Annotated in this window: 28 protein-coding genes and 1 tRNA gene; 9 read left to right on the top strand and 20 right to left on the bottom strand. The window is 38.1% G+C overall.

Annotated elements, in window-relative coordinates:
- Window positions 1–36: 36 nt before the first annotated feature.
- The 3 genes from addA to lepB form a co-directional block, all read right to left on the bottom strand.
- Window positions 37–3,720 carry a helicase-exonuclease AddAB subunit AddA gene (addA, locus tag E6139_RS12985; protein ID WP_316403495.1) on the bottom strand — a complete coding sequence of 1,228 codons (3,684 nt, stop codon included), beginning with the start codon at window positions 3,718–3,720 and terminating at the stop codon, window positions 37–39.
- Window positions 3,710–7,192, bottom strand: coding sequence for a PD-(D/E)XK nuclease family protein (locus E6139_RS12980; RefSeq protein WP_316403494.1), 3,483 nt, complete (start codon window positions 7,190–7,192; stop codon window positions 3,710–3,712). The genes addA and E6139_RS12980 overlap by 11 nt, the downstream gene beginning before the upstream one ends.
- Before the next feature lie 263 nt (window positions 7,193–7,455).
- A complete protein-coding gene (gene lepB, locus E6139_RS12975) occupies window positions 7,456–7,998 on the bottom strand; it encodes a signal peptidase I (RefSeq protein WP_316403493.1) in 543 nt (180 codons plus the stop codon).
- 187 nt (window positions 7,999–8,185) lie between these two features.
- Between lepB and E6139_RS12970 the strand changes: the two genes are divergently transcribed.
- Window positions 8,186–8,782: a nitroreductase family protein gene (locus tag E6139_RS12970; RefSeq protein ID WP_316403492.1), complete on the top strand. Its 597-nt coding sequence runs from the start codon at window positions 8,186–8,188 to the stop codon at window positions 8,780–8,782.
- 51 nt (window positions 8,783–8,833) lie between these two features.
- Here E6139_RS12970 and E6139_RS12965 read toward each other — a convergent pair whose 3' ends face one another.
- Complete coding sequence (locus E6139_RS12965) at window positions 8,834–9,328, bottom strand: hypothetical protein (protein WP_316403491.1); 495 nt, start codon at window positions 9,326–9,328, stop codon at window positions 8,834–8,836.
- Window positions 9,329–9,340: 12 nt separating this feature from the next.
- On the bottom strand, window positions 9,341–9,544 hold the full coding sequence (locus E6139_RS12960; protein WP_010780854.1) for a hypothetical protein: 204 nt from the start codon (window positions 9,542–9,544) through the stop codon (window positions 9,341–9,343).
- A gap of 162 nt (window positions 9,545–9,706) precedes the next feature.
- Here E6139_RS12960 and E6139_RS12955 point away from each other — a divergent pair, with 162 nt between their 5' ends.
- The 3 genes from E6139_RS12955 (at window position 9,707) to E6139_RS12945 (ending at window position 10,821) form a co-directional block, all read left to right on the top strand.
- Window positions 9,707–10,234 (top strand): HdeD family acid-resistance protein, encoded by a 528-nt coding sequence (locus tag E6139_RS12955; RefSeq protein WP_316403490.1) that lies wholly within the window; start codon window positions 9,707–9,709, stop codon window positions 10,232–10,234.
- Between the two features lie 60 nt (window positions 10,235–10,294).
- Complete coding sequence (locus E6139_RS12950; protein WP_316403489.1) at window positions 10,295–10,690, top strand: hypothetical protein; 396 nt, start codon at window positions 10,295–10,297, stop codon at window positions 10,688–10,690.
- A 58-nt stretch (window positions 10,691–10,748) separates the two neighbouring features.
- Window positions 10,749–10,821 (top strand) — tRNA-Gln (locus tag E6139_RS12945).
- A 58-nt stretch (window positions 10,822–10,879) separates the two neighbouring features.
- Here the strand turns inward: E6139_RS12945 and E6139_RS12940 are convergent.
- Complete coding sequence (locus E6139_RS12940; protein ID WP_316403488.1) at window positions 10,880–11,311, bottom strand: universal stress protein; 432 nt, start codon at window positions 11,309–11,311, stop codon at window positions 10,880–10,882.
- 283 nt (window positions 11,312–11,594) lie between these two features.
- On the opposite strand from E6139_RS12940, the gene E6139_RS12935 reads away from it, so the two are divergent.
- The 3 genes from E6139_RS12935 to E6139_RS12925 all read left to right on the top strand — a co-directional run bounded on the left by E6139_RS12935 (window position 11,595) and on the right by E6139_RS12925 (window position 12,923).
- Window positions 11,595–12,305, top strand: coding sequence for an AzlC family ABC transporter permease (locus E6139_RS12935; protein WP_316403487.1), 711 nt, complete (start codon window positions 11,595–11,597; stop codon window positions 12,303–12,305).
- Window positions 12,298–12,618: an AzlD domain-containing protein gene (locus tag E6139_RS12930; RefSeq protein WP_316403486.1), complete on the top strand. Its 321-nt coding sequence runs from the start codon at window positions 12,298–12,300 to the stop codon at window positions 12,616–12,618. The genes E6139_RS12935 and E6139_RS12930 overlap by 8 nt, the downstream gene beginning before the upstream one ends.
- Before the next feature lie 86 nt (window positions 12,619–12,704).
- Window positions 12,705–12,923, top strand: coding sequence for a hypothetical protein (locus E6139_RS12925; protein ID WP_316403485.1), 219 nt, complete (start codon window positions 12,705–12,707; stop codon window positions 12,921–12,923).
- Window positions 12,924–12,972: 49 nt separating this feature from the next.
- On the opposite strand, the gene E6139_RS12920 is transcribed toward E6139_RS12925, so the two are convergent.
- Window positions 12,973–14,253, bottom strand: a complete 1,281-nt coding sequence (locus tag E6139_RS12920) for a glycoside hydrolase family 73 protein (protein WP_316403484.1) — start codon at window positions 14,251–14,253, stop codon at window positions 12,973–12,975.
- Between the two features lie 334 nt (window positions 14,254–14,587).
- On the opposite strand from E6139_RS12920, the gene E6139_RS12915 reads away from it, so the two are divergent.
- Both E6139_RS12915 and E6139_RS12910 read left to right on the top strand, forming a co-directional pair.
- The gene (locus E6139_RS12915) at window positions 14,588–14,857 is read left to right on the top strand and encodes a hypothetical protein (protein ID WP_316403483.1); all 270 of its coding nucleotides are present in this window, start codon (window positions 14,588–14,590) and stop codon (window positions 14,855–14,857) included.
- Window positions 14,858–14,958: 101 nt separating this feature from the next.
- Entirely contained in the window at window positions 14,959–15,276 is a 318-nt protein-coding gene (locus E6139_RS12910; protein WP_316403482.1) for a hypothetical protein, read from the top strand.
- A 202-nt stretch (window positions 15,277–15,478) separates the two neighbouring features.
- Here E6139_RS12910 and E6139_RS12905 read toward each other — a convergent pair whose 3' ends face one another.
- The 13 genes from E6139_RS12905 to E6139_RS12845 form a co-directional block, all read right to left on the bottom strand.
- Entirely contained in the window at window positions 15,479–16,243 is a 765-nt protein-coding gene (locus E6139_RS12905) for an ABC transporter permease (RefSeq protein ID WP_316403481.1), read from the bottom strand.
- A complete protein-coding gene (locus E6139_RS12900) occupies window positions 16,240–17,175 on the bottom strand; it encodes an ABC transporter ATP-binding protein (protein WP_316403480.1) in 936 nt (311 codons plus the stop codon). The genes E6139_RS12905 and E6139_RS12900 overlap by 4 nt, the downstream gene beginning before the upstream one ends.
- Window positions 17,172–17,384: a PLDc N-terminal domain-containing protein gene (locus E6139_RS12895; RefSeq protein WP_316403479.1), complete on the bottom strand. Its 213-nt coding sequence runs from the start codon at window positions 17,382–17,384 to the stop codon at window positions 17,172–17,174. The genes E6139_RS12900 and E6139_RS12895 overlap by 4 nt, the downstream gene beginning before the upstream one ends.
- The gene (locus E6139_RS12890; RefSeq protein ID WP_316403478.1) at window positions 17,377–18,504 is read right to left on the bottom strand and encodes a helix-turn-helix transcriptional regulator; all 1,128 of its coding nucleotides are present in this window, start codon (window positions 18,502–18,504) and stop codon (window positions 17,377–17,379) included. Before E6139_RS12890 ends, E6139_RS12895 begins: the two co-directional genes overlap by 8 nt.
- A 223-nt stretch (window positions 18,505–18,727) precedes the next feature.
- Window positions 18,728–19,402 (bottom strand): TVP38/TMEM64 family protein, encoded by a 675-nt coding sequence (locus E6139_RS12885; protein ID WP_316403477.1) that lies wholly within the window; start codon window positions 19,400–19,402, stop codon window positions 18,728–18,730.
- A gap of 16 nt (window positions 19,403–19,418) precedes the next feature.
- On the bottom strand, window positions 19,419–20,282 hold the full coding sequence (locus E6139_RS12880; RefSeq protein WP_316403476.1) for a nucleoside hydrolase: 864 nt from the start codon (window positions 20,280–20,282) through the stop codon (window positions 19,419–19,421).
- Window positions 20,279–20,944 (bottom strand): TIGR04282 family arsenosugar biosynthesis glycosyltransferase, encoded by a 666-nt coding sequence (locus E6139_RS12875; protein WP_316403475.1) that lies wholly within the window; start codon window positions 20,942–20,944, stop codon window positions 20,279–20,281. Before E6139_RS12875 ends, E6139_RS12880 begins: the two co-directional genes overlap by 4 nt.
- The gene (locus E6139_RS12870; RefSeq protein WP_316403474.1) at window positions 20,937–21,932 is read right to left on the bottom strand and encodes an aminoglycoside phosphotransferase family protein; all 996 of its coding nucleotides are present in this window, start codon (window positions 21,930–21,932) and stop codon (window positions 20,937–20,939) included. Before E6139_RS12870 ends, E6139_RS12875 begins: the two co-directional genes overlap by 8 nt.
- 13 nt (window positions 21,933–21,945) lie before the next feature.
- Entirely contained in the window at window positions 21,946–22,629 is a 684-nt protein-coding gene (locus tag E6139_RS12865) for a TIGR04283 family arsenosugar biosynthesis glycosyltransferase (RefSeq protein WP_316403473.1), read from the bottom strand.
- Window positions 22,626–23,627, bottom strand: coding sequence for an ABC transporter ATP-binding protein (locus E6139_RS12860; protein ID WP_316403472.1), 1,002 nt, complete (start codon window positions 23,625–23,627; stop codon window positions 22,626–22,628). Before E6139_RS12860 ends, E6139_RS12865 begins: the two co-directional genes overlap by 4 nt.
- Entirely contained in the window at window positions 23,611–24,405 is a 795-nt protein-coding gene (locus E6139_RS12855) for an ABC transporter permease (protein WP_316403471.1), read from the bottom strand. Before E6139_RS12855 ends, E6139_RS12860 begins: the two co-directional genes overlap by 17 nt.
- On the bottom strand, window positions 24,402–25,256 hold the full coding sequence (locus E6139_RS12850; protein ID WP_316403470.1) for an ABC transporter permease: 855 nt from the start codon (window positions 25,254–25,256) through the stop codon (window positions 24,402–24,404). The genes E6139_RS12855 and E6139_RS12850 overlap by 4 nt, the downstream gene beginning before the upstream one ends.
- Complete coding sequence (locus tag E6139_RS12845; RefSeq protein ID WP_316403469.1) at window positions 25,249–26,487, bottom strand: ABC transporter substrate-binding protein; 1,239 nt, start codon at window positions 26,485–26,487, stop codon at window positions 25,249–25,251. The genes E6139_RS12850 and E6139_RS12845 overlap by 8 nt, the downstream gene beginning before the upstream one ends.
- Between the last annotated feature and the right edge of the window lie 4 nt (window positions 26,488–26,491).

Genomic DNA, 26,491 nt, shown 5'->3' with positions numbered 1-26,491 from the left:
ATAGCACATCACTTACAATTTATAAGTATAACTTGCCTAAGCTTTAGGAGTTTCTAACAAATTAATGACTTGATTTCCTTGTAAAAAAACTAGGTAAGCGGCCTTCACTGGTTTCTGTTTTGCTTTTTCTAAGGCATCCTTATACAGATGTAACTGTCCCCGATAGCGATTGATCAAACTTTGTTCACGTTCAGGTGAATAATAATCAGTTTTCAAATCATACAAGAATAATTTATCTTCAAATTCCAAGTAACCGTCAATAATCCCATGAATCAATATTTCATCGTGATTCTGATAGTCATCGAACAATTGGTTAGCTGGCAACAACATCGCAAATGGTTCTTCCCGATACAACTTTCCGGAATTTTCGATGATAAATCGTCCGACATCAGAATCCAGAAATTGCATAATACTGTCCACAGAAATTTTTTCAGCAATTTCTGTTGTTAATGTTTTTCGATCAATCAATTTCTGAATCAAGTCTTCAATCATTTTTTTCTCTGGCATTTCATTTAATGGCAGAAGCTGCATTACTAAATGTGTCGCCGTACCAATCTCTCCTGATGATAATTCCTTTTGAGTCCCTAAAAATTTCGGAGCGTTTAATTCACCTTCCGTAAAACGATACTGAGTTTGTGTTGCTGTTACGCCCAGCGTCTCCCGATTATCTGGATCATCGTATAGACGCTTTAATTCTGAGACTGATTGATAACTAGTCGTTTTAGTTGCTTCAGGATAGGGGTACTTAAACAACAACTGCTTCTTCAAGGTTTCAATATTGATTGCTCCTTGCGGAATTTCCAGCGTTTTGATCTCTGGCAGATAGCCTTGTACCGCTTCAGCAATTGTTTGCGGATCGACAAAGTCTAATTTAAAAGAGGCTGGATGATTTTTCAAAACAGCAGGCTGATTCACCGCATATTCTTTTTGGTACTGATCCATCAATGGGTGTCTAAATAAGGTCATCCCCACCCAATCAATGAAACTATCATTCTGACCATTTCTAAGGCCGGCGTCTAAAACCAGGCCTTCATTCAGAGATCCTTTGCTCCAAGTTTTAAAAGCTGCATCTTTATCATCATAAGAACCAACTAGAAATAACTTTTGTTCTGCTCGAGTCAGCGCGACATACAATTTCCGCATTTCCTCGGATAATAACTTATTCAAATTTTTTTGTTTGACCGTTTGGAATAGCAAAGTGTCTTTTCTAATACGATCATCTGGTGTCAGCAATTTTACACCGAGTCCCAATCGTTCATCAAAAACATAATTTCTTCTTGTATCCTGAACATTAAAGCTTTTACTCATATCCATTAAGAAAACAACTGGAAATTCCAGCCCTTTACTACCATGAATCGTCATAACACGCACGGCATCCTGGACTTCTTCCGTTGGCGGCTCACCTAAATCTTTATCTTTTTCCTGCATTTTTTCAATAAAACGAATAAATTGATACAAACCGCGGAAGCTGCTGTGTTCATAATCTTTTGCTCGCTCAATCAAAGCTAGTAGATTCGCGTGGCGTTGTTGCCCTGCCGGCATTCCTAAAACATAATCTAAGTAGGCTGTCTCATTATAGATTTTAACTAGTAAATTTGCTAAGGCTTCTCGTCTTGCAAACTCACGCCAATCATTTAATTGCTCTAGGAAAGTCGTTAACTTTTTCGCTGTGGCATCCGAATTATTTTTGCTATAGCTTTTGACTGCTCGATAATACTCTTTTTGTGGCAATGATAGCCGAACCTGTGCCAGTTCCTCTTCTTGTAGACCGACAATCGGTGAACGCAAAACAGCCGCAAGTGGAATGTCTTGATAAGGATTGTCAATAATCTGCAATAAAGAAATCATTACTCGGAGTTCCGTTGATTGAAAATAATTCTGCGTATCATTAATCGATAGCGGAATTCCTAATTGTTTAAAAACTTCTAAGATCGTCAAATTGTTACTTCTAGTTGGCGTTAGCAAAACGATATCTTCATAACGGACAGCGCGCATTATTTTTTGCTTTTTATCATAGACTTCGAAACCATCATCGATTAATTGCCGAATTTTTATTGCGGTCATGAAGATTTCGCCCATAGCCTTGTCTTCTATCCACTCTGGAACCTCACCATTTTTTTCGTAAATTAGTAATTCTGGGATGAAGGCATCCGTTTCAGGAAAATCGGTAAAACCATTAATTAGTTCTGCTTGTTTGTCATACTCGATCTGTCCGACTGTCTGATCCATTAGTTGAGTGAAGATTAAATTAGTAAAATCCAAGACTTCTTTCCGCGAACGGAAATTTTCAGCTAAGATGATCCGCCGTCCACCTTCTTCATCTGCGAAATCGTGATATTTTTGGATAAATAACGTTGGATCAGCTAACCGGAAGCCATAGATTGATTGTTTGACATCTCCTACCATGAAAAGATTTCCTGGTTCATCTGTGCTTAATTGTCTTAGGATCGTCTCCTGAAGCTGGTTAATATCTTGGTACTCATCAACAAGAACCTCTGAAAAACGTTTGCGATAATAGCTTGCTGCCGGCTTAAAACCATCAACTTCTGCCTGTAATATCTGCAGAGTGAAGTGTTCTAAGTCATTGAAATCCAGCATACCTTTCTCCTGTTTTTTCGCAGAATATTCTTCAATGAAACGTTTTTCTACCCGAACAAGTTCTGCTACAATCGGTAACGCTTCTTGCAGGCGTTCAACTTGTTCTTCTGGAGAAACCGTGAAATGCATCTCTTTGATTTTCATCAATGCTTGTTTTGCTTGATCTCGATAATTTTTACACTCACTGATTACATCGCCATAAAGCTCTTTGACTTCTTTTTTACGCGGTGAAGGATACGTGGCAAATTTGAGACTTTCGAAACTAGTATATGCAGCATCTAACTTGTCATCTGTTAATGCTTTTTCGATTTGCTGAGTGAAGGCTTGTTCATTTTGTGCAAGCTCAGTAATTTTCAGCAGTTCATCCGTACCTTGACTGGCTGAAATCATCCATTGATAGGTTTGATTGACTTCGTGCAATGTTTGTAAAACTTGTGGTCGAATCAAGTCTTGGTATAAATCAGAATCAACTAAGCTTTCCACACGATAGTTATCGACTAACCTATCCAACCAATGAAATGGTTCAGGATTAGCACGAGCAAACTCATACATCGAAAGAATTAAGTCCTCCAGACCGCTATCACTGCGATCGTTTGAAAAATTCTCTGTTAAACGATAAAAAATCTCCTGATTTTTTTCGTAGAATGTCTCTCGCAGTTCATCCCAAACATCCTCTTTTAGTAAGATTGTCTCTGTATCATCCGTCAACATTCGATAACTCGGATCTAAATCAATCAAATAGAAGAAGCGCTGGATGACTTTAGAACAAAACGAGTGCAATGTCGAGATATTCGCAGTCGGCAGTAGCGTCAGTTGACGAGTAAAATGATTTTTTAATTCTTGATCCGTTTCTTCGTTGATTGCTTCTTGCAAGGCTGATTGAATTCGTTCTTTCATCTCACTGGCAGCCGCTTCAGTAAATGTTACCACTAGTAACTGATCAACAGAGAGCTGTTGGCGTTTGATTTTTTCAATCACACGTCTAACGAGTACTGCGGTTTTCCCTGATCCAGCAGAAGCGGAAACCAAAAGATTAGTTCCCTGATCATAAATCGCCTGCCACTGAGAGTCAGTATACATTTCATTCGGTGCTTTTGGAGGGATTTCAAATTTATTTATCATGCAGCTCATCCTCCATTCGTTTCAAGACTTCTTCTTTAGACAGCTTTTCTAAGCGATGGTAATTATTTTCCTTCAACATCGCGTCAAATTTGCAAACACTTCGGAATGGACAGTACTGGCAAGCAATCCGCTGATTATCCTTGTAAGTAGGATTCAATTTAATTTCACCAGAAACAATTTGGTTGCCAGCTTTTTGAATTTTTTCGCGATTGTATTGACGCAAAGTCTCGATCTCAGATAGATCGTAAAATTTGTCTTTTGACTGAGATACAATGACCGTTTGCCCATTCTTATCTTTCTTAATTGGGAAGAGTAATGAATTTTCCTTCTCATGTAGGCTTTGATCTAACTGATCATAAAGCTCAGGCTCTTTTGTAAACAGGCCATCATATTGATAAGCTTTCAACATGTCTTTTTCAATATTCTTTGGATCCTTTAACACTGGATTATGGACGTGAAGATAGTAGGCTCCCGCTGGTTTAATCTCTTTTCCGTTCTCTTGACTAAAGTCTGTCACTGCAACATCTAAATAAGTAATCAATTGCAGTGCAATGCCATAATATGCATCAGCTACATTGAAGCTATGCGGGCTTGATTTGTAGTCAATCACGCTTAACCAATCATTCTCAGCACTATGCAATTGATCCAAACGATCGATTTTCCCGCGAACCGCTACTTCTCCGCCGTTTGATAGCGGTAAGTTGATTCCAGGAATACCTTTTTGTCCGCCAATCGAACCGAAAATAATTTCCGTTTGCTGTGGCTCGAACTTTGTGCGAATTCCTTGTTGCACCAATCCCCAGCTGACTTTTTGAATAGTCCTTGATAGTTGATAGCGAATATAGTTCATCCGAGCTGAGCTAGAAAGAATAGCAAATTTCAACTCACCAAATATTTCTCTCAATACTTCATCAGCAAGTTGATTTCGTTGTTCTTCATTCAACTCTGCCAAACGCATCCCTTGATCCTTCAATAAACGGAAGAAATGATCCAAAGCTTCGTGATAAAAATCTCCAGCTGCTGCTGGAGTCAGTCCATAAACGGTTCTTTCCTTTAGTCCAAGTCCAAAACTAGCGAAGTATTTATACTGACAATTATAGAAATTTTCTATCCGCGAAACGGAGACATAAAGATTTTTCCCATATAGTCGTTCCGCAGTCTCAGGCAAAAGTTCCCTTGGTACATTGAGGTCTTGAAGACTCTTGAAGACTCTTTGTGCTAATGGAGCCAGCAAGCTATTTTGTAAAAATTTTTGCAACTCACGCCAAGCTGGTAGGAAAGTACGGTTCTCATCCTGGGCGAAACGATTTAAAGCGATCAAATCGGACAACAGTGTTCGCATTGTGCCTAGATGATTTTCCGGTTCACTTGTTAATTTTAAGGAATCATTTTCAATAATTGGCACATTTAAACCCTGACTTATCTGTTTTAAAAAAGAGGAAATCTCCAATTTTTTCTCGCCCTCAACCGTTGTTGCAACGCTTAAATAAAGCTTTTCTGTTGCGGAAAGGAAGACAGAATATGCTAAAAATGGTTCGCGATTCACTTTAGAACTGTTACTTTCAGGTAAAAACTTGCCCTCTGGCAGATTTTGATTAAAGGCGGAACGTTCTTCCACTGACAATAATCCTTTATCGTCAAAACGGGCTGGAAAATCATTATTGTTCAACCCAATCGCGAAAGTGACTTTCATTTGATCCACACGTGTCAGTTCCAGATCGTTAACTCGTACTTGATCAATCGCTGTTGGAATTTTTCCGTAGGTTAAGTTCATTAATCCCGCTAAAAAGATTTCCTGGAATGCATCCCAATCAAAAGCGTCTGCTCCGTAAATCAGCACATATTCATCTAAAAGATCAAGCAACGCTTGCCAGGTTTGTTCATGATTACGAGCCTTATCCAAATTACCTTTAGCTACTTCTTGATCACGCCAAAATAATAATTGTCGCTTTACACCGCTCTTTTCTAGAAAATGATAGAAAAGCGTCGCTGCCTCCAATCCGTTTGCAGACTGTTTAATTTCTTTAAAGAATATTGGCAGAATATGTTGAACCGAACGACGAACTTCATTGGTTGTCTCTTCCAATTGTTTGGCGTCGTTAAAAACATCCGCTTCAAAATCATAATCGACAAACTCCCAATCAGCGGATTTCGTCCAAGCACTCCCGCGAAAATTATATGCTAAACAAACATTTTCCGTTTGATCGATTTTCTCTCTGTACTGCTGCTGTTCTACGAACCATGTATTTGCCTCCCACCCAAACGGCGCAAATAATTCTGTTCGGAGCATTCGAAAAACATCGTTAATCCTGTAATGATAATTATCAATCAAAAACAAGGCTTGCAGAAACTCGATCAAGGGATGCGCCGACATCTCTTGTGTCTCGTCCAAATAAAATGGAATAGCCAATTTTTGGAAGATATCCGGTAAGACACTATTATAAACTTGCGGATTTCGCATTAAGATCTGAATATCTTTATAGCGATAATTTTCATCCCTGACAAGATGCAGAATTTCTTCACCAATCTTTCGAATTTCTTCAGCGACTGTTGCGTATTGTGTAATCTGGAACTGATCTGTTTGGCTTAATGTTACTTTTTTTTGATTTGCCCAAAACTCTCCTATTTGATTAAAGACTGTTTGCTTTAACTGAGAAAATTGATCCGGACGTACTGGAATCCGTTGCGCATCAGCACTGCGTTTTAGCTGGAAATAAGTTTTCCCAGGATCAGCAAATAAATTCAATGGATTCGGTTCTTCGTTAGGGTAAGGACGGTCTAACTCTAAATCGACAAGCAGATTGCCGCTACCCATTAACGTGTTCAAAACACTTAACTCCCGTGCATTAAAACGTGTAAATCCACTAACGATAAAAAGACTGTTGGAAAGATCTTGTTTACTTAAATAATCTTGCAATAATAAAAGCGGATCTTCGTTCGCTACTTGATAAGTAATCAATGCTTCTTCGTAAGCTGTAAAGACCTTTTGCAAATCCTGAAGTTTTAATACTTGGTCTTGATCGTCCCCGTTCTCAACCAAATCAGCCACAGTAACATTACCGATCTGCATCTCCTGATAAAATCCGACTAATTGTTGGATGAAACCAGTCTTATTGACCTCACCTCGAAAAATCGTCAATTCTTCACGTTGTTCATGGAGAATTTTCCGTAAGATCATGGCATTGCCTGCTTCAGATAGAATATTTCCCGGAACTTGTCCGTCCCGCTGCAAAAAATACCAAGCCAGTCTTTGAAAACTAAAAACTTGTGTGCGGATCGTACTGAATTCCGTGTTTCCCCGCGCCTGTTTTATAGCTGACAAGAGATTAATCTCTTGCTCGAATTTATTATAATTGGGGACTAAGAAAAACACGCGATTCACTGGATTTTGTTCTAACCAAACACGTGCTCTCTGAATCATTTGTTCTTTTGCATCGTTCTGTCCAGCACCCAACAAAAATTGTAATGGCATCGTTTCCCCTCATTTCTTCAAATTATGTTACTCGTATATTATAACAGTTACACTGATTCTGCGCATGGTTAAGCAAGCTGTCATCAGGAAATTTAATAGTAAAATGGATAGTTAAAAATATTGATTTGCTATAATATCTAAATTAATAAGACGAACTGAATTTCAAGGTAAAGCGGGCTGTTCCATTCGGATTATTCGATTCATTTTCAAAACATGAGAATGAAGTTTTTTCGAAATAAACTAAAAAAGACTAGCATATTATGCTAGTCTACAGTACCGAAACGATCCAGTGGCCAAAACACAAATTTCACATCGGCCATTATATCTTTTTCTTTGATCATCCCGATGATTCGGCTGTCTTTTGAAATTCGGCGATTATCGCCTAAAACAAATAACTGGCCTTCTGGGACTGTTTTTGATCCAAATAGTTCTTCTAAATTAAAATCGTAGGTCAGCGGCTGGTCGTCATCCAATTTACCTTTGAACTCTTTCAAATAAGGTTCATCGTATTCTTTATCATTGATATAGAGCTTGTCATTTTTATACTCGACAGTATCACCCGGTAAGCCAATCACACGTTTGATATAGTTTTTTCCTTCATCGTCTGGTGCTGGAAAGGTCACGATATCGAAGCGTTTAACTTTCGTATTTTTTAGTGCAATGACACGCTCCCCATCGATCAGTGTCGGATCCATCGAATCTCCTTTTACTACTACTGGAGTAAAAACAAACTGGCGTAAACCAATCAAAATAGCTCCTAAGATCAAAAACAAAAGAATTGTTTTTCCTACTTCCTTTATGTTCATCTGTGGGCCTCCAATTTTAAAGCTTCATAATGCTAGTTTATCATATTTCAAAGAGTTTCATGGAAGTTATTCACTAGCCCTTTAAAAAAAATTACCTTTCCACGAGCATATTTCTTTTCTTACTTTTTGTAAGATGGTAAAGTAGTTTTTGTCAACAAGAACAAAACAAGAAAAGGTGGAAATTATTATGTCTCAATTTTTAGAAACATTAAAAGATCGTCGTTCATTTTACGCTTTAGGACGAGATGTTAAACAATCAGAAGAAGAAATCACTGAGTTGATTAAAGACGCAGTAAAAAGCAGCCCAACTGCTTTTAACGCACAATCACCTCGTGCCGTTATTCTATTTGGAAATGCCCACGAAAAATTGTGGAACATTGTTGAAGAAGCGTTGAAACCATTAACTCCAGCAGAAGTTTTTCCTAATACGCAAGCAAAAATCGCTAGCTTTAGAAACGCTTATGGAACTGTAATGTTCTTCAAGGAAACTGATACTGTGAAAAACTTGCAAGAACAATTTGCATTATATGCTGATAACTTCCCTGATTGGGCTGAACAATCAAATGGTATCGCAACAGCAAACACTTGGACCGCTTTAACAGCTGCAGGCCTTGGCGCAAACTTGCAACATTACAATCCAGTTATCGATGATGCTGTCGCAAAGGAATGGAATATTCCAGCAAACTGGCAATTACGTTCACAATTAGTTTTCGGTTCTAAAGAAGGCGAAGCTAATGAAAAAGAATACCTAGCTGACGACGAACGCTTCCGCGTTTTCCGTTAATCTGCTGAATATCATACAAATAGGCAATGCTGTAAAACAGCATTGCCTATTTTATTTGCCATCTTTGTCCTGATCGTCTTTGGTTAAGATTTCCAACGTGCTTCCCTCACTGAGATGAGTTGACAGAAAAACGACGAATTCTGTTAAAGAGTAATCAAAAGTCAAGATCGGCCCACGACGTTCTTTGCGGAAATAATTTAACTTGATTAATCCGTTCTCCTCTTGAAACAATACCACCCGCTCGATCTCATCTAAAGGGATCCCGCGGTTATCTAAGCTAAAAAGGATCAGGCTTTCTTCTGTAAAACCTTTTTTGTCCAACAGAAAACTCAACATCACCAGTGCTGCTAGGATTGTCTGCACACGGCCATTCAGGTCTTGCCAACTAGTGAATCCTATCCATAAAATCAGTATTGCTAAAAATAAATAAATGGGATATTGCCTGCGTCGCTTAAAAACCGGGACAACGATTTCTCTGCGTGCTATCATCAAAAAAACATAAAGTACAGCCGTAAAAATCACCAATAACAATGTAAATATATTCAAAAAAACCGCCTTCTAACTTGGAATGAAATTAGAATATTTTACCACGACCATGTTAGATTTGTCATCTCGCTGCTCTTGATCGATTTCTTCGCACTGATTGATCCGAACGACTGCGCAGTTTGTCATTTTCGAAATTACTTCGCCTTCTACGCATTCTTCGAAACCAATCGGATGGCAACGATAACTTCTACCTAGTTCAATTTCTTCTTCATTCATAAGTAAGCCCTCCAGTATCGACATTCATTTGTTCGTCTAGCTTTTGGATCAATGTTATTCGCAATTATACCGAAGTATGGAATGGTTTACAATCGAATTTTTCACTTCATTAGCAAAATGTATTTAAATCGGGTAAAATTATCTATGAGGAGTGATAGTTTTATGTCGAATTTTATTGATTCAATCAAAAAGTATGGATATTTAAGAAGTGCCTGCTATCTCATGCTTGGAATCGCTATCTTAGCATCACCACGAAACGTTTTTAGAGGAATTGTTTACATTGTTTTCTTCTATTTGTTAATTTTTGGTATTTTGCAGATTATTCGTGGGCTAAGAGCGAAGAAATATACTGGCAACGTCGGTTTCGAAACCACGGGCGGCATCATGCGAGTAATCACCGCTTTTGTAGTCCTATGGTTTTCAAAGGGGATCATTAGTATCTTACCAATGTTTTTAGGATTTATTATCCTAATTTTTGCCATCAGTCAGTTTATTCAAAGCTGGACTGCCAGAAGAAACGGTTTTCCAGTAACCGGTCAAGTGATTTACAGCGGCTTAATGATCATCGCTGGATTTTTCCTTTTATTCAATCCTTTCAGCAGTATTATGATTCTCTTTCAAATCTTCGGTATCTTATTAATTACGATGGCTGTTTCAGAATTTTTCAATACCCGCCGCTTCAATAGATAAACAATTGTTTCTATTATAATAAACATTTATACTAGTAGTATTAAGAAGAGCGAGGTCATTATGAACACAGCAAACGAATTATATCAATTTAGCAAGAAATATGGGATTGACTACAATACCAATGAAGAGAAGGGAATCCATTTATTTAGTAGCTTTTTACAGTCTTTTCCAAAAACGACCTTCACTTTTTCGTTTATCGGATTTCATAAATATGAAAATATCAAGAAACAAGAAGGCTTGACCGCCTATGGAATTTCAGGAAATATACTTTATGCGTTAAGTAAACAAAAGGCTTATAAATACAATCTGTATCAATGTAAGGAAATCAGCGGTAAAAAGAAACTAAATGGTATCCGCCTAACTTTGGTGTTCGAGGCTGAAGTTATCAAGATCAATCTTGGATTCGCTAATGGTAATATCGTTCTGGCTGCTTTGAAACAAGCTGGAAATAAATAATCAAGACAATTTATTTGAAGAATAGAAAAACTAGCGTTATAATGTTTTCTGTTCTCACTGGGATATGGCCAAACTGGTAAGGCGCCTGACTCTGAATCAGGAGAGTGTAGGTTCGAGCCCTACTATCCCAATAAAAAAAGTTTCTGCTTTCAATGGAAGGCAGAAACTTTTTTTGCGTTTTTAAACTCCTTAGGATTTAACTACCATTACATTGCACTTTGCATGATTCACGACATACGCTGTCGTAGAACCAACTATTGCTTGCTCTATGGCTCCTAATCCAGTCGCGCCGACCATGATGAGATCGACCTGTTTTTCAAGCGCATATTCAATAATTTTTCGTTTTGGACTTCCTGAATCAATCTTCGTTTCGTAATCCAATCCACTCATCTTTGAGTTGGAAATCAACTGCTCTAATTCAATTTCAGCATTGTTCAAATGAAACTTCAGCGCGTCATTGATAAATGCTGGATCACCGATTGAAAATTTGTAATCCACTACAGTAAGGATGAATAATTTTGCGCCATTACGGTCAGCAACATTGAGTGCTTCATTAAACGCATCATTCGAAGCTGGTGAACCATCCACTGCAACGAGAATATTTTTATAGCTTTCTTTCATTGAAAACGCCTCCCTTAGTTCTATTATACATCAACTACATCCAGCAATAAAATTAAAGCCTTTTCTCATGGAAAAGAGTAATCATTAGTTATTTAACTAATACTATTTCATTTTTTAAACTTTTTACTATTTTTTTTATGGTAAAATAAATAAGCAGTAACTTCTCTTGCTCACTGATATATTCTTCTCATTGGATCAGTAGCTCATTTATTTTTTTAGTTACTCTTGTTTTTTTATTTGTTTTAGTCTAATATGATTAAAAAAAAATGAGAGGTGAAACCATATGGATAATCGCATTACGCAAACCTCCAGCTTTTCTGATGGAGTCAAGGCCTGTCTGCCTACAATCATGGGATATCTGGGTATCGGTATTGCGATGGGTATCGTGGGCAAGTCTGCCCATCTTGCTATCTGGCAAGTTTTTTTGATGTCAACGTTGGTCTATGCTGGAAGTGCACAATTCATCCTATGCGGTTTGCTTTTGTTGGGCGCACCGGTTTTGTCCATTGTTTTTACAGTCTTTCTAGTTAACCTGCGCCATTTACTCATGAGTCTTTCTGTTGCTCACTACTTTAAAGAAGATTCGTTGTTAAACGGTATTGCCATCGGAACACTACTTACAGACGAATCTTATGGAGTATTGATGAGCACTTTAGCGCAAGAAAAAAGGGTTACAAGCAATTGGATGCACGGATTAAATATCACTGCCTATCTCGTTTGGATTCTTTCAACCGTTATTGGTGCGCTGCTGGGAAATTTCATTCCTGACCCCACAATTTTTGGTTTTGATTTTGCCTTGACTGCGATGTTTCTTGGCCTGTTCCTTTTTCAGGTTCAATTGCCGCTAAAAAGACAAAGAAATAAAACGATTACGATTTTAGCTGTGACGTCTGTTGCGCTTTTCCTTTTGATGCGTTTTGTCTCTGCTGAATTTGCCGTAATATTGGCAACACTTTCAGGTTGTTTTGTGGGGGTGCTGATCAAAGATGAATAATTACTACTATTTATTGACACTTTTTGGTTGTGCTTTAGTTACTTGGATTCCACGGGTCTTACCTTTTGTACTTACTAAGGCATTCACGTTGCCACCTGTGATCGAAAAATTCTTGAGTTACTTGCCAATGACGATTTTGACAGCATTGCTGCTGCAAAGCTTACTAAATTTTCGAACAGGTCATTTTCCTACTGTACGCATTCCAGAGGTTTTAGCCTGTATACCAGCATTGATTGTGGGTATTCGTACGAATGATTTGATGAAAATAGTTCTTACAGGTGTATTGGGAATCGCGCTCTTACGCTTACTATAAATTACACTTGTTATAGAGCTTATTTCTGGTTTTAACAGCTTCGCTGAGGTAATATATAACAAATAATAGAAAAAGGAGAAATTCTCATGAAAAAGATCGCTGGATATTTCTTTCAAAAGCCTTTGGTGTTAGAGGACAAAAAATCTTTCGAAATCCATCTTCCAACGGAAACTTTGTATGATGGGAACGAGCCAATTGTTGAATCTAACAATCAGATTCTGTGTGAGATTGCGAAAAAGTATGAGTACTCAAAAGATAGTCTTCACAACTTTTTTGTCATTTCAGAAATCTCTGACGCTGACTAAAAAAGGTTCTCGATGATTTATTTCATCGAGAACCTTTTTTTAGTCATCATTACTGTCCGTACCAACCAATACCTTCATTGCGCCAACCTTGTTTGATTAAGTTGTTCCGCTCGCTTTGAAGCAATGTATAGTGGTGAGAACCTGCTTTAGCATTTGGATTATAGAGTCGATAAAGTGGCTTGCTACCTCCAGAATACCAGCTTATTCCTTCATAACGCCAACCTTTTTTAACTAAATCATTCTTCTCGTAAGCAAATGTCGTATAATGGTGATCCCCTGCATTCGGATTATAAAGGCGATAAACAGGTGTGCCGCTTCTAGGTGCTTGCCAGCCGATACCTTCGTAACGCCAGCCCGCTTTTCTAACCTTGTCACGTTCAGCAGCATTTGCCGTATAAAAATGTTCTCCGCTATTCGGGTTATACAGACGATACATCGCGTTCGTTTGAACTGGTGCTGGATTAGATCCGCCGCTGCTGTTACTTCCGGTATCGTATTGCGTTAGTTTATAGGTCTCAATGACGTTATTCAGAGTTGATCCATAATTGGGTGCTGTAGCGTATCTACCTGTCAGCCATTTTGTAGCATCCTTATAAGATTTTGTATTACTCTTCCACGCACCTGAATAGAAATAAATTCCTGTTGAAAAAGAGGTTTTCTTCAGAACTGTTACATTGTCTCCTAAAGATTCTTTGTAAGAAGGGTATTTTCTAAACTTGGCATTCACATAGTGCCAGCCTTCTTTTTCGCTCCACTCTTGTGTTTTCATTGTTACAGATTGTCCTTTATAATCTCCCTTAATGCCAAAAAGATTGTAATTAGGTGCTTGTGAAAGTGCACTCCCTCCCCATCCACTCTCGACAATTGCTTGCGCAATCATAACGGAGGCATACAAGTCGTTTTCACTTGCCAATGATTTTGCTGATGGAGCAATTTGATTGATAAATACCTGCTGTGTGCTCATAGTTGAACGAGCTGCTCTAAAGGCAGGTGGTTCCAATGTAAAATCTTCAAATCGAATCGGATGATGAAACTGCAAATTTCCTTGTGCATCGAATTCTTCTTCATCTATAGCCTCTATCTCACTGTTGCTTTCTATCTGTTCGCTAGAATCAGTTGCTACGTTTTCCTTAATTTCTAATTCTGACGTCTTTTGTGTTGATGTTTCCTGTGTTCCAGTTGAATCAATTGAAGAGCTAGATGATTCTACTACTGCTGAGCTCTCCTGTGTACTAGTAGAATCAGTTGTTTCATCCCCATAGGCCACCACTGTTGAAGTCCCTAAGCTTCCTAACAACATCACACTACATAGTAGTTTTTTATAATCCATGTCATCCCCCTCTATCAAGCATTAATATGTAGTTACAATTAATGCTTCTTCCTTACCTCTCTCTTTATAAAGTAACAAAAATTAATCACAAAGTAAAATTATTTCTTTTAACTTTGAATTATGGAAACCCTTATATAACAACCGTTTCTCAATTCTTTCTGATTTTTTTAAATTAAAGAAAGATTTTTCAGAGCTTAAAGCGTATTTATTATTATACAATTGAAAATGAGACATAAAATGGCATTTTCTCATTAACAAAACCAATCAATTCTCATTTTCCCGTTATTTATTAAAGCCGTCACTCTGTTATAATAGCGTACGAAGGAGGGAATTTATGGATATTGGCGATGCAGTTTCTTGGATTATTTATCTGATTTTTGGCTTGATGACAATCATTTATTTTTATCTTTTCAAAAGAGATCGTGTGCTGATTCATTTGTATTTATCCTTGATTCCGACTTTTTTATGCATCTACCTGCTAATGAATTATCATCATGACCAGCCGGTTGAAGGAGCATGGACACTCGCACTCTTAATGTTGATTTCCCTGGTTACATTTATGCTTTATTGGATGATCTATTCACTATGGAGACACAAGAGGTAATGCTCCTACTGGAATCTTTCACAAATATTTCGTAATTTTTTTTATTAGTTGTATGCTATAATAAACTTTGTTTATTCTAACCTATTCGAAGGAGCTTTATTATGGCGCTTTTACTGACACTACTTTTTGATCTTCTGATGATCGTCTTATTCCTATTCAGGCTAATAAAGGGAGATCAAATTGTATTCATCGTTAGCATTATTTTACAAGGATTACTTTTTATCGACTTACTGGCAGTCGTACTTTTACGTTCATCAAAACAGCAGACACCTGATATTGACGTAGCAGAGATGACACGTAAGCAATCTCGCCAGTCTATTAAGCCAGCGCGCGGAGGTTTTTTTGCTAAGCTTTCTTGCATCGTTGCTTTACTACTCTTAGCCTACTATATCTATTCCGTTATTTATCTATTTATTTAATTATGAACATCGACATTGTGTTGATGTTTTTTTCTTTTTGTCAAAAACTTCCAAAGAGAATTTTGAGTTAAAAAAAGAACCAGAAAAGATCTGGTTCTCAAGCACAACAAGTAATTTTTCGTTTGTCAGAAATTCTACTTGAATAGATAGTCATTCATTTCAATTTCTTCAAAAATAACACCTCTATGAGTTAAAGAGTGCACTACAGTTTCTTCCTATTAAAAATCAGCACACTTAAAATAATAACTGCAATAGCAAGAATGATACTGATCAGCATTGCCGGGAGATAATCTTGAAAGCCTGCGCTTTTTTTCAATAAAAATAAATTTTGGGTAACTAGTGAAATAGGATTATAATGCTTCATCTTATCGAACAAGTTGAGGATTACTAGCAACACAATCCCTCCGCCCGTTATCAATAGTCCTTCGTAATTGTTATGAGCGATTGTTGAAGCAAGAAGAATAAAACTGAACAATAGCAGACCAAATATCCATAAGGGAAGAACGGCTAAGAAAATATGAGGGCTCTTATCATCAGGAAAGTAATACGCGGTGTAACCCCAGGTGATTAAAAATGCTAACACCAAACAAATCGTCCATTGGAGCAACAAACTAATCATTTTTCCCACGATGATCACCCACCGTCTCAGCCCCTTGGTCACAAGATTAATCAATGTTCCCCTGCCGATCTCATTGCTAACGACTCCACTAAACATCAAGGCTATAACAATCAATCCGATTTGTGTAAGATTTTTATAGAATTGTGTCCAAGAGTCAATAGATGTTGGTTCAGGAATGGTATTCGCCAGAATCTCTCCGATTGTCATTTTCACGATTTCCGGTGTCAACTTTGCCAGTAAGGGATTCATTAAGCCAAGAATTAAAAAGATAATCACCATAATCACTAAACGCGAAGTGCGCCAGCATTCAAATAATTCTTTCTTAGTAAAATAAAACAAATTTTTCATTGAACCACCTCCAGAAAAATCTTTTCTAATGATGGATCAATTTTTTTGATCGCTATTGGAAACACATGACACGTTTCAAATAGTTGAAAAATCTGTGGTGCAATTTTCTCGTAAGGTTGAGCATGCTCAAGTTGAAAAAGCCTTTTTTCCATATTAAAAGAAACCTCTTTCAGTATGGCGTTTTGTTTCATCTCATCCAATTTGCCAGCAAATTCAGTGAGTTCATCATACTTTGAAAATTTGATTTCAATTTGATTTTTGGCATACTGACACTTCAATTCATTCAATGATCCGCTTACAGCCAATTTACCTTTATTTAAAATACCGACGTAATCACAGATCCGTTCCACGTCACTCAAGATATGAGTAGAAAACAAAATCGTCGTCCGTCCCTTTAATTGCTCCAACATTTCCAAAAATTCATTGCGCCCGCTGGGATCCAACGCTGAGGTTGGTTCATCGCATATCAATAATTCTGGATCATTCAACAAAGCTTGCGCGATACCCAATCGCTGCTTCATCCCTCTCGAATACCCACTGATCTTCCGTTTATCCGTTTTTAATCCTACCAGTGATAAAATTTCAGTAATCTTTTGCTTTAATTGCTCTTTCGATAGACCGGTGATTTCTCCGCAGAACTTTAGATATTCTTGAGCAGACATATAATCATAAAATTCCGGCACATCAGGTAAATATCCTGTCAGATGATTGGTTTGATTATCACCAAAAACTACAGGTATTCCCTTAACGAATATCTCTCCACCATTTTTTTCCTCTAATCCCAAAATCATCTTCATGGTAGTCGTCTTTCCTGCACCGTTCTCGCCAACAAAACCGAAAATTGATCCTGTTGGGACAGTCAGATTTAGCTGATTTAACACACTTTTCGAACCGAACTTTTTAGTCACTTGCCTCAATTCCAAAATGCTCACTGGTCATCCCCTCTTCCAAAGACGAAGTACATGACTGGCCCAATGATTTGAAGCAAAATCACAATCAGCAACCAGATAGCCTTGCTGCCAAAACGATAATTTTGGTGTTTCAATACATGCCTGACGGCGGTGATCATTAAGATCAATTCTAAAATGACTAATGGCAGAAAAATGGGCAGATTCTCTTTCAAAAATTCGAAATTATTCATTATCAGTCACATCCTGTCCTTTGATATTTCGCAGTTCACTAAAAACTCTCTGTAATTGTACTTGGTCCTTAAAATTTGCGAATACAGGGTTATCTATTACGATAGTAATCAAACTTTCCTTAACCTTCATTGAGTCTCTAGGCAATTGATTTCCAATTTCTGATTCTTTCAACCAATCATCGACTTGATCAAAATAGTTGTCTCCATGAAGATCGACTGGAAATTTTGTTTGTTGTAACACATTAAGAAACCTATTTAAATTTTGTAAGGCAGCAGCTTCATCACCCTTTTGTGCATAGCCAAAAATTGCAGATAATTGAAAGTTCATCAAAGCTACGGGATGCATTTCATTTAAATTAAAGATAGACGCAAACTGAAGACCTCGTGATACTGTTTCGGAAAACTTAGCAGAATCATTAAGTAGTAGCTGTAAGTAATTCGTTAAGAAGCTCAAAAAAACTGTTAAGTATTGATAGATGGCACTTTGAAGAGTAACGATCGCTTGTTGCTGATCACCCTTTTGCTGTTGTGCTGCAGCTATTAAACTCTCAATTGGAAACAGCATAGGGACTTGGTCACCCAAAATTTCTAAAACTTGATCAAACTCATTCAAAGTTAGAGCAGTATATGCTTCGTACTTCAAAGCTTGAATGATCATTTCAGGGTCTTTTGCTTGTGTTCGAACATGGACAAATAATTCCTGCGCTTCCTTTGTATATGTCTGGATGCTATCTTCGCCTGGTAGTAGATCAACATGGTTCATTAAAAACATCCCCATTCTTAGTACAAAGGGATAACAGGAATAATAGCGACGGACAAAACTGCGAACAGTCGCTAAAACATCCTCTGGTGATTTTGTTATCAAGGATTCCTTCAACATTGCGTAGATTCGCTGTATCTCATGATTATCTAATTGCGGTTCGTAGGTTAGCAGCGAATCGATTGTGATATCGAAATAAGCAGCTAAGAGCGGGAGCAACGTTATGTCAGGATAGGTTTGCCCTGTCTCCCATTTCGATACTGAAGCTTTAGATACACCGACAAAATTCGCTAGTTCTTGCTGGGTCACTTGCTTCTCTTTACGTTTTTCCATAATAATCGGCCCAATATTCATTTCCATCTTCATCTCCCCTTTCATCTTTATTTTAGAATGACATTCAAAAGAAAACAATGGAGTCTTAGTTAACTTACACGGTTTAAAATCAACTCTTGAGAAACAGCGATCGTAATATCGAAGAATACAAAAAAATGAAATTATCTTATCTTCGTTCAATATAAGATTCCCTTTGTTTTGCTGGAACGTAAAAAGATCAGAAAGAGTTTCTCTGATCTTTTTTACACTATTAATCTTCTTTGTATTCTGAATTTAAGCGGCTAATTTTCTTGCTGATTTTTTTCGGCAAGTAGGCTAGCAGCGCTAAGAGAATTCCTGCGCCTGTTAATTCCAACAATAAGAGTACAGAGACACCTTTGGCGGCAATCTCTGAAGCCATGAAGGCATATAGGAAACTTGCTGGCATCATCGTTAAGAATGAAATCAAGCTAAAACTTTTGGTACTCATGGGTGTCATTGCATAAGCATAACTTTGGATGGCAAAAGGAAATATCGGCACTAGTCGAGTAAAAATCAAAAAAAACACGCCGTTTTCTTTAACACCCTTTTCTATTTTTTGAAAGGTTGGGTCACTGCCGAATCGTTCTATAATATAATCCCGTGCCACATATTTTCCGATAATAAAGGAAATACTGGAGCCGAACGAAGCACCAACGATCGTCAACAGTCCACCAATAAACCCACCATATGCAAGACCTCCGACAATCGCTAGGAATTGTCCTGGCAACAGGAATACCGATACGACGATCGAAAGGACAATAAAAATCAGATATCCCCAACAGCCAAGATTTTCTAAATAAGCCCTTAACCCAGCAATATCTGTCAAGAAATCAACTAAACCAAATTGATGTGCTAGAAAGATTCCAAATAATACTAACAAAATAAAGAATACGATCTTTTTCACCTGTTCTCCTTCCTTGTTAGTCTTCATTACTTTTTAGTCCCTGAATCATCCGATCAATCACGAGCTTATTAAACTCGGTAACGGCTAAAAGCTTCTTAGGCATTTTCACTATATAAGGTGACTCATCAGTAATCGTCATTCTACCTTGAGAGAGTTCTAATTGCTCAACAGATAAACAATAATGTTCGTTACTGAACAGATCCGGATGTTCTAAATAGACGGCGGTCGTCATATCCCAATTACAGAAACCATTGAAATTAAAGATTTTTTTGTTCCAACCAATCCATTCATCTAACGTGTTACTAATCCAGATGAGCGCTTCTTGACTGATAGTATCTGCTGCCAACTCCAGAAATTTGTCCAGCTCAATTCTTGAAAAAAAAGCTTCAGAAGTCATATGACCATTCATTATTGTGAGCTTTGTTTGACTTAATAGAACTGCTTTAGCAGCTTCCGCATCGCATGAAAAATTCAGTTCAGCGACTGGTCGTTGATTTACCTGCAGAGGTTCGAGCGTGCCACCCATCAAAACAATTTCTTGAACCTTCTCAAAAAAATTAGGGTCAATTTTTTGTGCTTCAAATAAATTCGATAATGCTCCTGTAGCTATAATCGTCACTTCATTGGGATAGCAATTAACTTGCTTAACCAAAAACTGTGCTTGATTGCTTGAGAAATAAATGAAAGGCAATCGTAAACGTTGCTGAACTTCTTCAGTCATTTTTATAACTTCTTCTAAACCACCATTTCCATAAGTCAAGGTAACTCCAAGTAAATCAATCGCTGGTGAGCCCAGTAAATAAAATAAAGTCAGTCCATCATCAACATCGCGGCCGAACATCCCAAAAGTATTATCACAATCAAAAATGACTTTCTTCATTCTAAGATCCCTCGATTCTCTTCTAGCCAGTGTTTAAAATACAAATTTTCTTCTTTTAAGTCGTTACGAATTCCTTTTAAATCAGAGGGATAATCAATATCCTGCAACGATGCTAATAAGGTCACATCAAAATCCGTCAATAATCGCAGTGTTTCTTTTAGAACTTCACTTTTTCCCCATCCGATGTTCGTTTCAAATATCGGTGTCAAATCAATTGATCGAGTACAGCCTACTAGGTAATAGCCGCCATCTGGTGACGGTCCTAAAACAACATCACGCATCTGATTAAATGCTGCTTGAATAGTGCTGGTATTTAAATTTGGGATATCACTTCCAGTCAAAATAATCTGCTCGTAGCCCATTTTTAAAACATACTTCATCGCGTGATTCATACGCTCACCGATCGTCTTTCCATGCTGTTGAAATGAGTGAAAGCTCTTTGGTAATGCTGTAAGCAATTCTGTTGGATCGCCTTCATCAGAGTAAGTAAGATAGAGATCCACCCCGGTTTCACTTAACGGCTGAAACTTTACAAAACTATCTTGTAAAATTCGCTGTTGAACCTGACAGGCTTCTTCGCCAGTCAGCAAACTCTGCAAACGCGTTTTAACCTTATTGGGCACAGGAACACGGGTAAATAAAATATACGCTTTTTTATTCAAAGACCTGCTCCTTCAATGCTTGACGTAAAAAATCCTCTTCTAAATAACTAGCCACTTTGTCGAAAATTTCTTGGTTCTTCAATTCTTTAGTGTCTTTTTGATAACTGTCATAGGCCATTGCCGACCAACTTAACGCCCGCAGCATCAAATATGGGTGATAGATTCTAAGTGCTTCTTCAAAAGAGGCGGCGTCAGAATTAGTCTCAGAAAGATATCTGGAAATAAACTCTTGTTTCTCTGAGCGATTCAAAATCAAGTTCGCTCGCCAAAGTGTTGTTGTTGAAGCTAAAAATTGCGAAATATCTTGAACCGGATGACTAATGACTGGTTTTTCCCAGTCAATCAAAAATCCTTTTTCTCCAATGATGAAATTATGTGAATTAACCTCTGTATTGTTGATTGACCATTGATCCAAATCAATGAAAAATTGCTGTCGAGAAACATTTTTTTGACACCAGTCGAAGGCATTGGCTAACTGACGCTGTGCATGCAATGGAACGTAATCACTTTTTAGTACAGGTTCCAATAACTGCTGGCACTCCTTGATGCGAGCAGATAAGATCGTCGCCTTTTCTTTTATGAACGTTTTATCCGCTAATTCATCAATTGGCTGTTGATGAATCTGACCAAATATTTTGGCTGCTTCCTGTAAATCTTTTCGGTAATCCAAAGGCTGCCCTTTTAAAAACTTCATGATTAATAATCCTTGCTGGAAGCTTCGATGACTATCGTCGACGTAATAAACTTTAGGCGTTCGTTCTGTTCGTTCAAGCCATTTTAATGCTTGGTATTCATACTGAATCTGATTTTCTAAATGCAGTTGACTGCCAAAGTTTAAACGAAAGACGTAACTGCTTTTCTCATCAGTAATTAGGAAATTTTGATTGTATTCTCCTTGAGCTAAAAATTTAACTGTAAAGGGCTCTTGCAAGTGTAGTTGTTCGATGAGTTGGTTTTGTTTCAAATAGAGCTGAATCTTTTCTAACATGAATGACTCCTTTCTATTTATAATAACGCTTCGCTAATTTTTCTGGTGACATTCCCAGTAAATAAAGCAATTTTATTTTGTGCATCTTTAAGTGCGTTCGAAGCTTTCCTTTACGAAATCGTCGGCTGGAGGTGATAATCGTCGCTGACAATGAATAAAATTTTCCAAGCTTCCACAACTTTCGGCTTAACTGCCAATCCTCCATCAAAGGTGTAGGTTCAAAGCCTCCAACTTTCTCATAGCTTTCACGAGTGGTAAATAGGCCTTGATCGCCAAAAATCAGGCCCAGATAACGGGCTCGCAAATTGGAAGTCCCTGCTAAATAACGGTAGAAGAAATCCGATGAATCAAAAGTTAATTTTAAAAAACCCGCACTATAGTGACTATCTTTTAAAGCAGTTTGAATTTGCTCTAAAACATTATTCTGACTACTTTCAATTCTGCTGTCACTATGTAAAAACCATAGAATCTCACCGCTGCTCTTCTCGACGCCAAGCTTTAATTGCGCACCTCGATTGGCCTTATGTAATTGATAAACTGCGGCATCATTTTTGGCGACCGCAACTGTTTGATCTTGACTGCCGCCATCCACGACAATAATCTCGAAAGAAATCGTATTCTTTAGTTGCTTCAATTGTGAGAGCAGCTTCGTAAGATTCTTTTCTTCATTTAAAGTTGGGATAATAATCGAAATCATCGGTTCATCACTTGCAAGGGCTCGCTGAAATCTAAAAAGACTTGCTCACCAATAGCGATTTTTTGAGATAAATTCGTAAAAGTACAGCTTGTCTCCCCAACTTTGATTTGTGCTCGCTGTCCATTGGGGGTCCAATCACTGCTAGTAATGAAGGCCGGGACTCCTGCCCCTTCTTGTCTGATCGTTATTTCTGCACCATATGGAAGATAGAGAAGAGCCTCTCCCTTTATATTGTCGGGATTTTGTACAGCTAGTTTGAATTTTTCTGTTCGAAATAAAGTGTTGTTGACTGTTCCAGAGATAAAATTGGCCTCCCCGATCGTTTCAGCAACTTTTCGGTTTTTGGGATGGAAATAGATTTCTTTGGGTTCCCCAATTTGCTGAATCTTACCGTCTAATAAAATGATCATACGATCCGCCAGTTGAAGAGCTTCGTCACGATCATGTGTCACTAAAATAATGCTAAAACGATAGGATTCTTGCAAGCGTCGCAAATAATCCCGCATGGCGCTTTTTAAATGATTGTCCAAATTGGCAAATGGTTCATCTAATAATAACAGCTTGGGTTCTAAAACAATCGCTCGGGCCAACGCTACTCGTTGTTTTTGTCCGCCAGACAATTGATCAGGAAACTGCATTTCTAAGCCCTCTAAATCAAAGACTTCTAGGATTTTATCGATTTTCTGTTGAATAATTTCTCTTGAAAATTTGCGGGCCTTTAATCCAAAAGCGATGTTTTCCACCACATTCATGTGGGGAAAAAGCCAAAAATCTTGGAATACCAATACTGTACTTTCTTGAGAAAATGATTCAGTGAAACAAATCGTGTTTTTATCAACCGGTTGGATTCCTGCAATCATTTTTAGGAGACTGGTTTTTCCTACACCAGATGGGCCAAAGAGTGCAAGAATCTCCCCTTCATTCACATCGAAAGACAAATCACGTAATATTTCTTTTTTCCCGTATCTTAGCTGCAAATTTTTAACGCTTAATCCCACGCTGTTTTCCTCCTATTACTCTTTTCAAGATGAATACACCGATCATTGTACAGATTATAAAGACTAGACTGTAAGTTGAAGCTAAGCCAAAACGGCCATTATTCGCATATGGCAGCAGTAAAAGCGGCAGTGTGACGATTCTCCCTCCACCAATAAAAAAGGTCGGCAGGTACTGGCTGAAGGAAACGATAAAAACCAGGGTCGCAGCCGTACTCAAGCCAGGTCTCAGCAATGGCCAGGTGATCTGCCAGAAAATTCTCCAACGTTTTGCGCCTAAACTTTGTGCGGTCAGATGATAGCCATCTCCTAACTGACGATAACTTTCCAGTAAAATCTGCATCGCATAAGGTAAACATAAATAAGTATGAATCAGAATAATACCAAAAAAGGTGCCGGTCAAGCGCATTTGCAAAAACAGCACCTGACTAGATGTAATAATTGCGATAGCAGGTAAAATCAACGGCAAATAAATGACCACTTCAACAAAACGCTGAGAAAGTTTTGTCTGAAAAGCAAAATATCTAGCCGCTGGCAGTGCAATCATAATAGTGATGATCGTTACTGTTAAAGCAATCACGAAACTATTTAGAATCGCTGGAAAGAAGTTAGGCTCGCTTAGCATTTGTTTGAAAGCCCTAAAAGTTATTTCCTGCGGCCAAAGGGCAGGAAACATCCATTTATCGCTAAAGGACCATAAAAACAATAGAACCAAGGGTACTAAAACGATCGTTGCGGAAAGAAGTAAAAATAAGGAATTTCTTTTTGTCGAGAGTTTCATGATGATTTTCTCCCTCCCGGCAGCACCCGGCTGATCGCTAATGCAAGCAGTACAGCTATTAAACAAATCCCTGACATCACTAGATTTAACGCGAAGGCTTGAGGACGTGTCGTCAAATCGACCTGAGTAAATAAATCGTACGCTGTTAATGCGACTGTTTGCTTGCTTGGATTTCCCAGCAGAAACGGCACTTCAAAAGAAGCAAAAGTAAAACAAAACAAAATGATAAATAAAGTCGTTAACGTTTTCTGAATCATCGGCAGAATCACCGAAAAAAAGATTCGTAAGTTTGAGGCACCTAAGTTTTTAGCCACTTCTATGTATCCCAATTGCAGCTGCTGTAAAATCGCTAAGGTTGTCACTGCAACATAAGGAATCTCTTTATAAAGAAAGACTAAGATAATCCCAATGCCCCCTGTGTCATGGATCAGCAAAGGGAATTGACCGATCTCTTTTATCAAGCCCAATTGGAAAAGGAATCGCGAGATAATTCCCGACTGACTGACCAATTGCATAATCATTAAAGCGACAATAATATGCGGCAAAGAAATCGGCAGTCGGATAATTGTATGTAACCAAGGACTTTTTACTTTTAGTAGAAGAAAAGACAGAGCCACTCCCAGTAGCAATGACAAAAAAGTCGCAGTCAGTGCCAAATAGCAACTGTATCCTAGCGACTTCTGAAAAAATGGGTCGGTCAAAATCTGTTTATAATTCGCTAAAGTAATTTCTCGCAGACCGCTCAAAGGATAGTACCCTAGACTAATTTGCAGCCCCTTAAACAGCGCTGCAAAAATCACAACGCCGTTTATTAAGAGAAAAGGTACTGCCAAAAAATTTTTTTTATTCATGTAAGACATGCTCTTTCCATAACGCTTCAATCATTGGGATCTTTTCAGCTTGAACCTCAGGAATTTGTTTTTCCTGCATTTCTTCAAGTGATAAGACGCCTTGATTTTTATAAAGATCGGTCAGTTTTTGATTGGTTTCTTCTGATAATTTGCTTGAATCAAATGGCGGAATGCTGTATCCGTACTTGGCTTCTGCTTTTTTCAGTTGCGCTGATTCGTTAGTCATTTCGTTAATCAAAAGTAAGGCCGATGCTTTGACTTGCGACGTGTTGGCGATCGCTAGATAACTTTGGTTAGCAATCGTCCCTTTATCAAACAAGAAGGATTCGGTTGTCGTCTTAAACTCGTTATCACTGCGTTTTTCTGCCACATGCATTTGCGAATAGCTGTAGCTCATATCGATCTGCCCAGCTGCGAACATCTGATCCAGCTCAGCAGTGGTCGTTGGATAAGTTTTGCCTTCTTGCCATAGATAAGGCTTGATCTCATTTAAATAATCTAGCCCCGGTTTGATCACCTTATACAACTCTTCTTTGTTCGCTTTGGCCTTCTCTACTTTATCATACCCGACGATATCACAAATGACATTGCGGACAAAAGCACTGCCTGTGAATTCCGGTGGTGCAGTATAGGTGATTTTACCCGGATTGGCTTTCGCATATTCCAGCAAAGCTTTTGTATCTGTAGGAAAACCCTCTTTGAATTTCTCCTTGTCGCCAGCGAAAACTAATTGTGCACTGCCATAAGGAACTTCATAGCCATCGATTTTGACACCAAAATCATACTTAGAATTATGTCCGTCAACATCCATCAATTTCTCAAAGCTTTCGACTTTTTTGGTGATCGGTCCGTAAAGCAGCTTCGCTTGTTTGGCTGTATAAAAGTTTTCACCGTTGATCCAAATAACATCGATGTCACCAGCTTTTGTACCAGCTTCTTTTTCAGTGGTCAATTTATTCAAAATTTGATCAATATCCATCGGTACACGTTTCACCGTGATATCATATTTATCCTTCATCGCCGGGGTAACCACTTCGTCCACCCAAGCGTTGGCTTTTTCACTACCGCCAAACCCATAAAAGGTTACCGTTTCGCCTTTTCCTTTTTTGACTGCATCAGAAAAACTACTGATAGAGTCCGTCGTATCTGCTTCTTTTTTCTCGTTAGTTTTGCAGGCAGCTAAAGAAAAAATCATCCCCGCCGTCAGCAAACCGATTAACCATTTTTTCATCATT

This window comes from Enterococcus sp. (genome assembly GCF_032555305.1).
GTDB lineage: Bacteria > Bacillota > Bacilli > Lactobacillales > Enterococcaceae > Enterococcus_A.
Note: the sequence above shows the minus strand (reverse complement) of the source record. Positions and strands in the feature narration are given on the sequence as shown.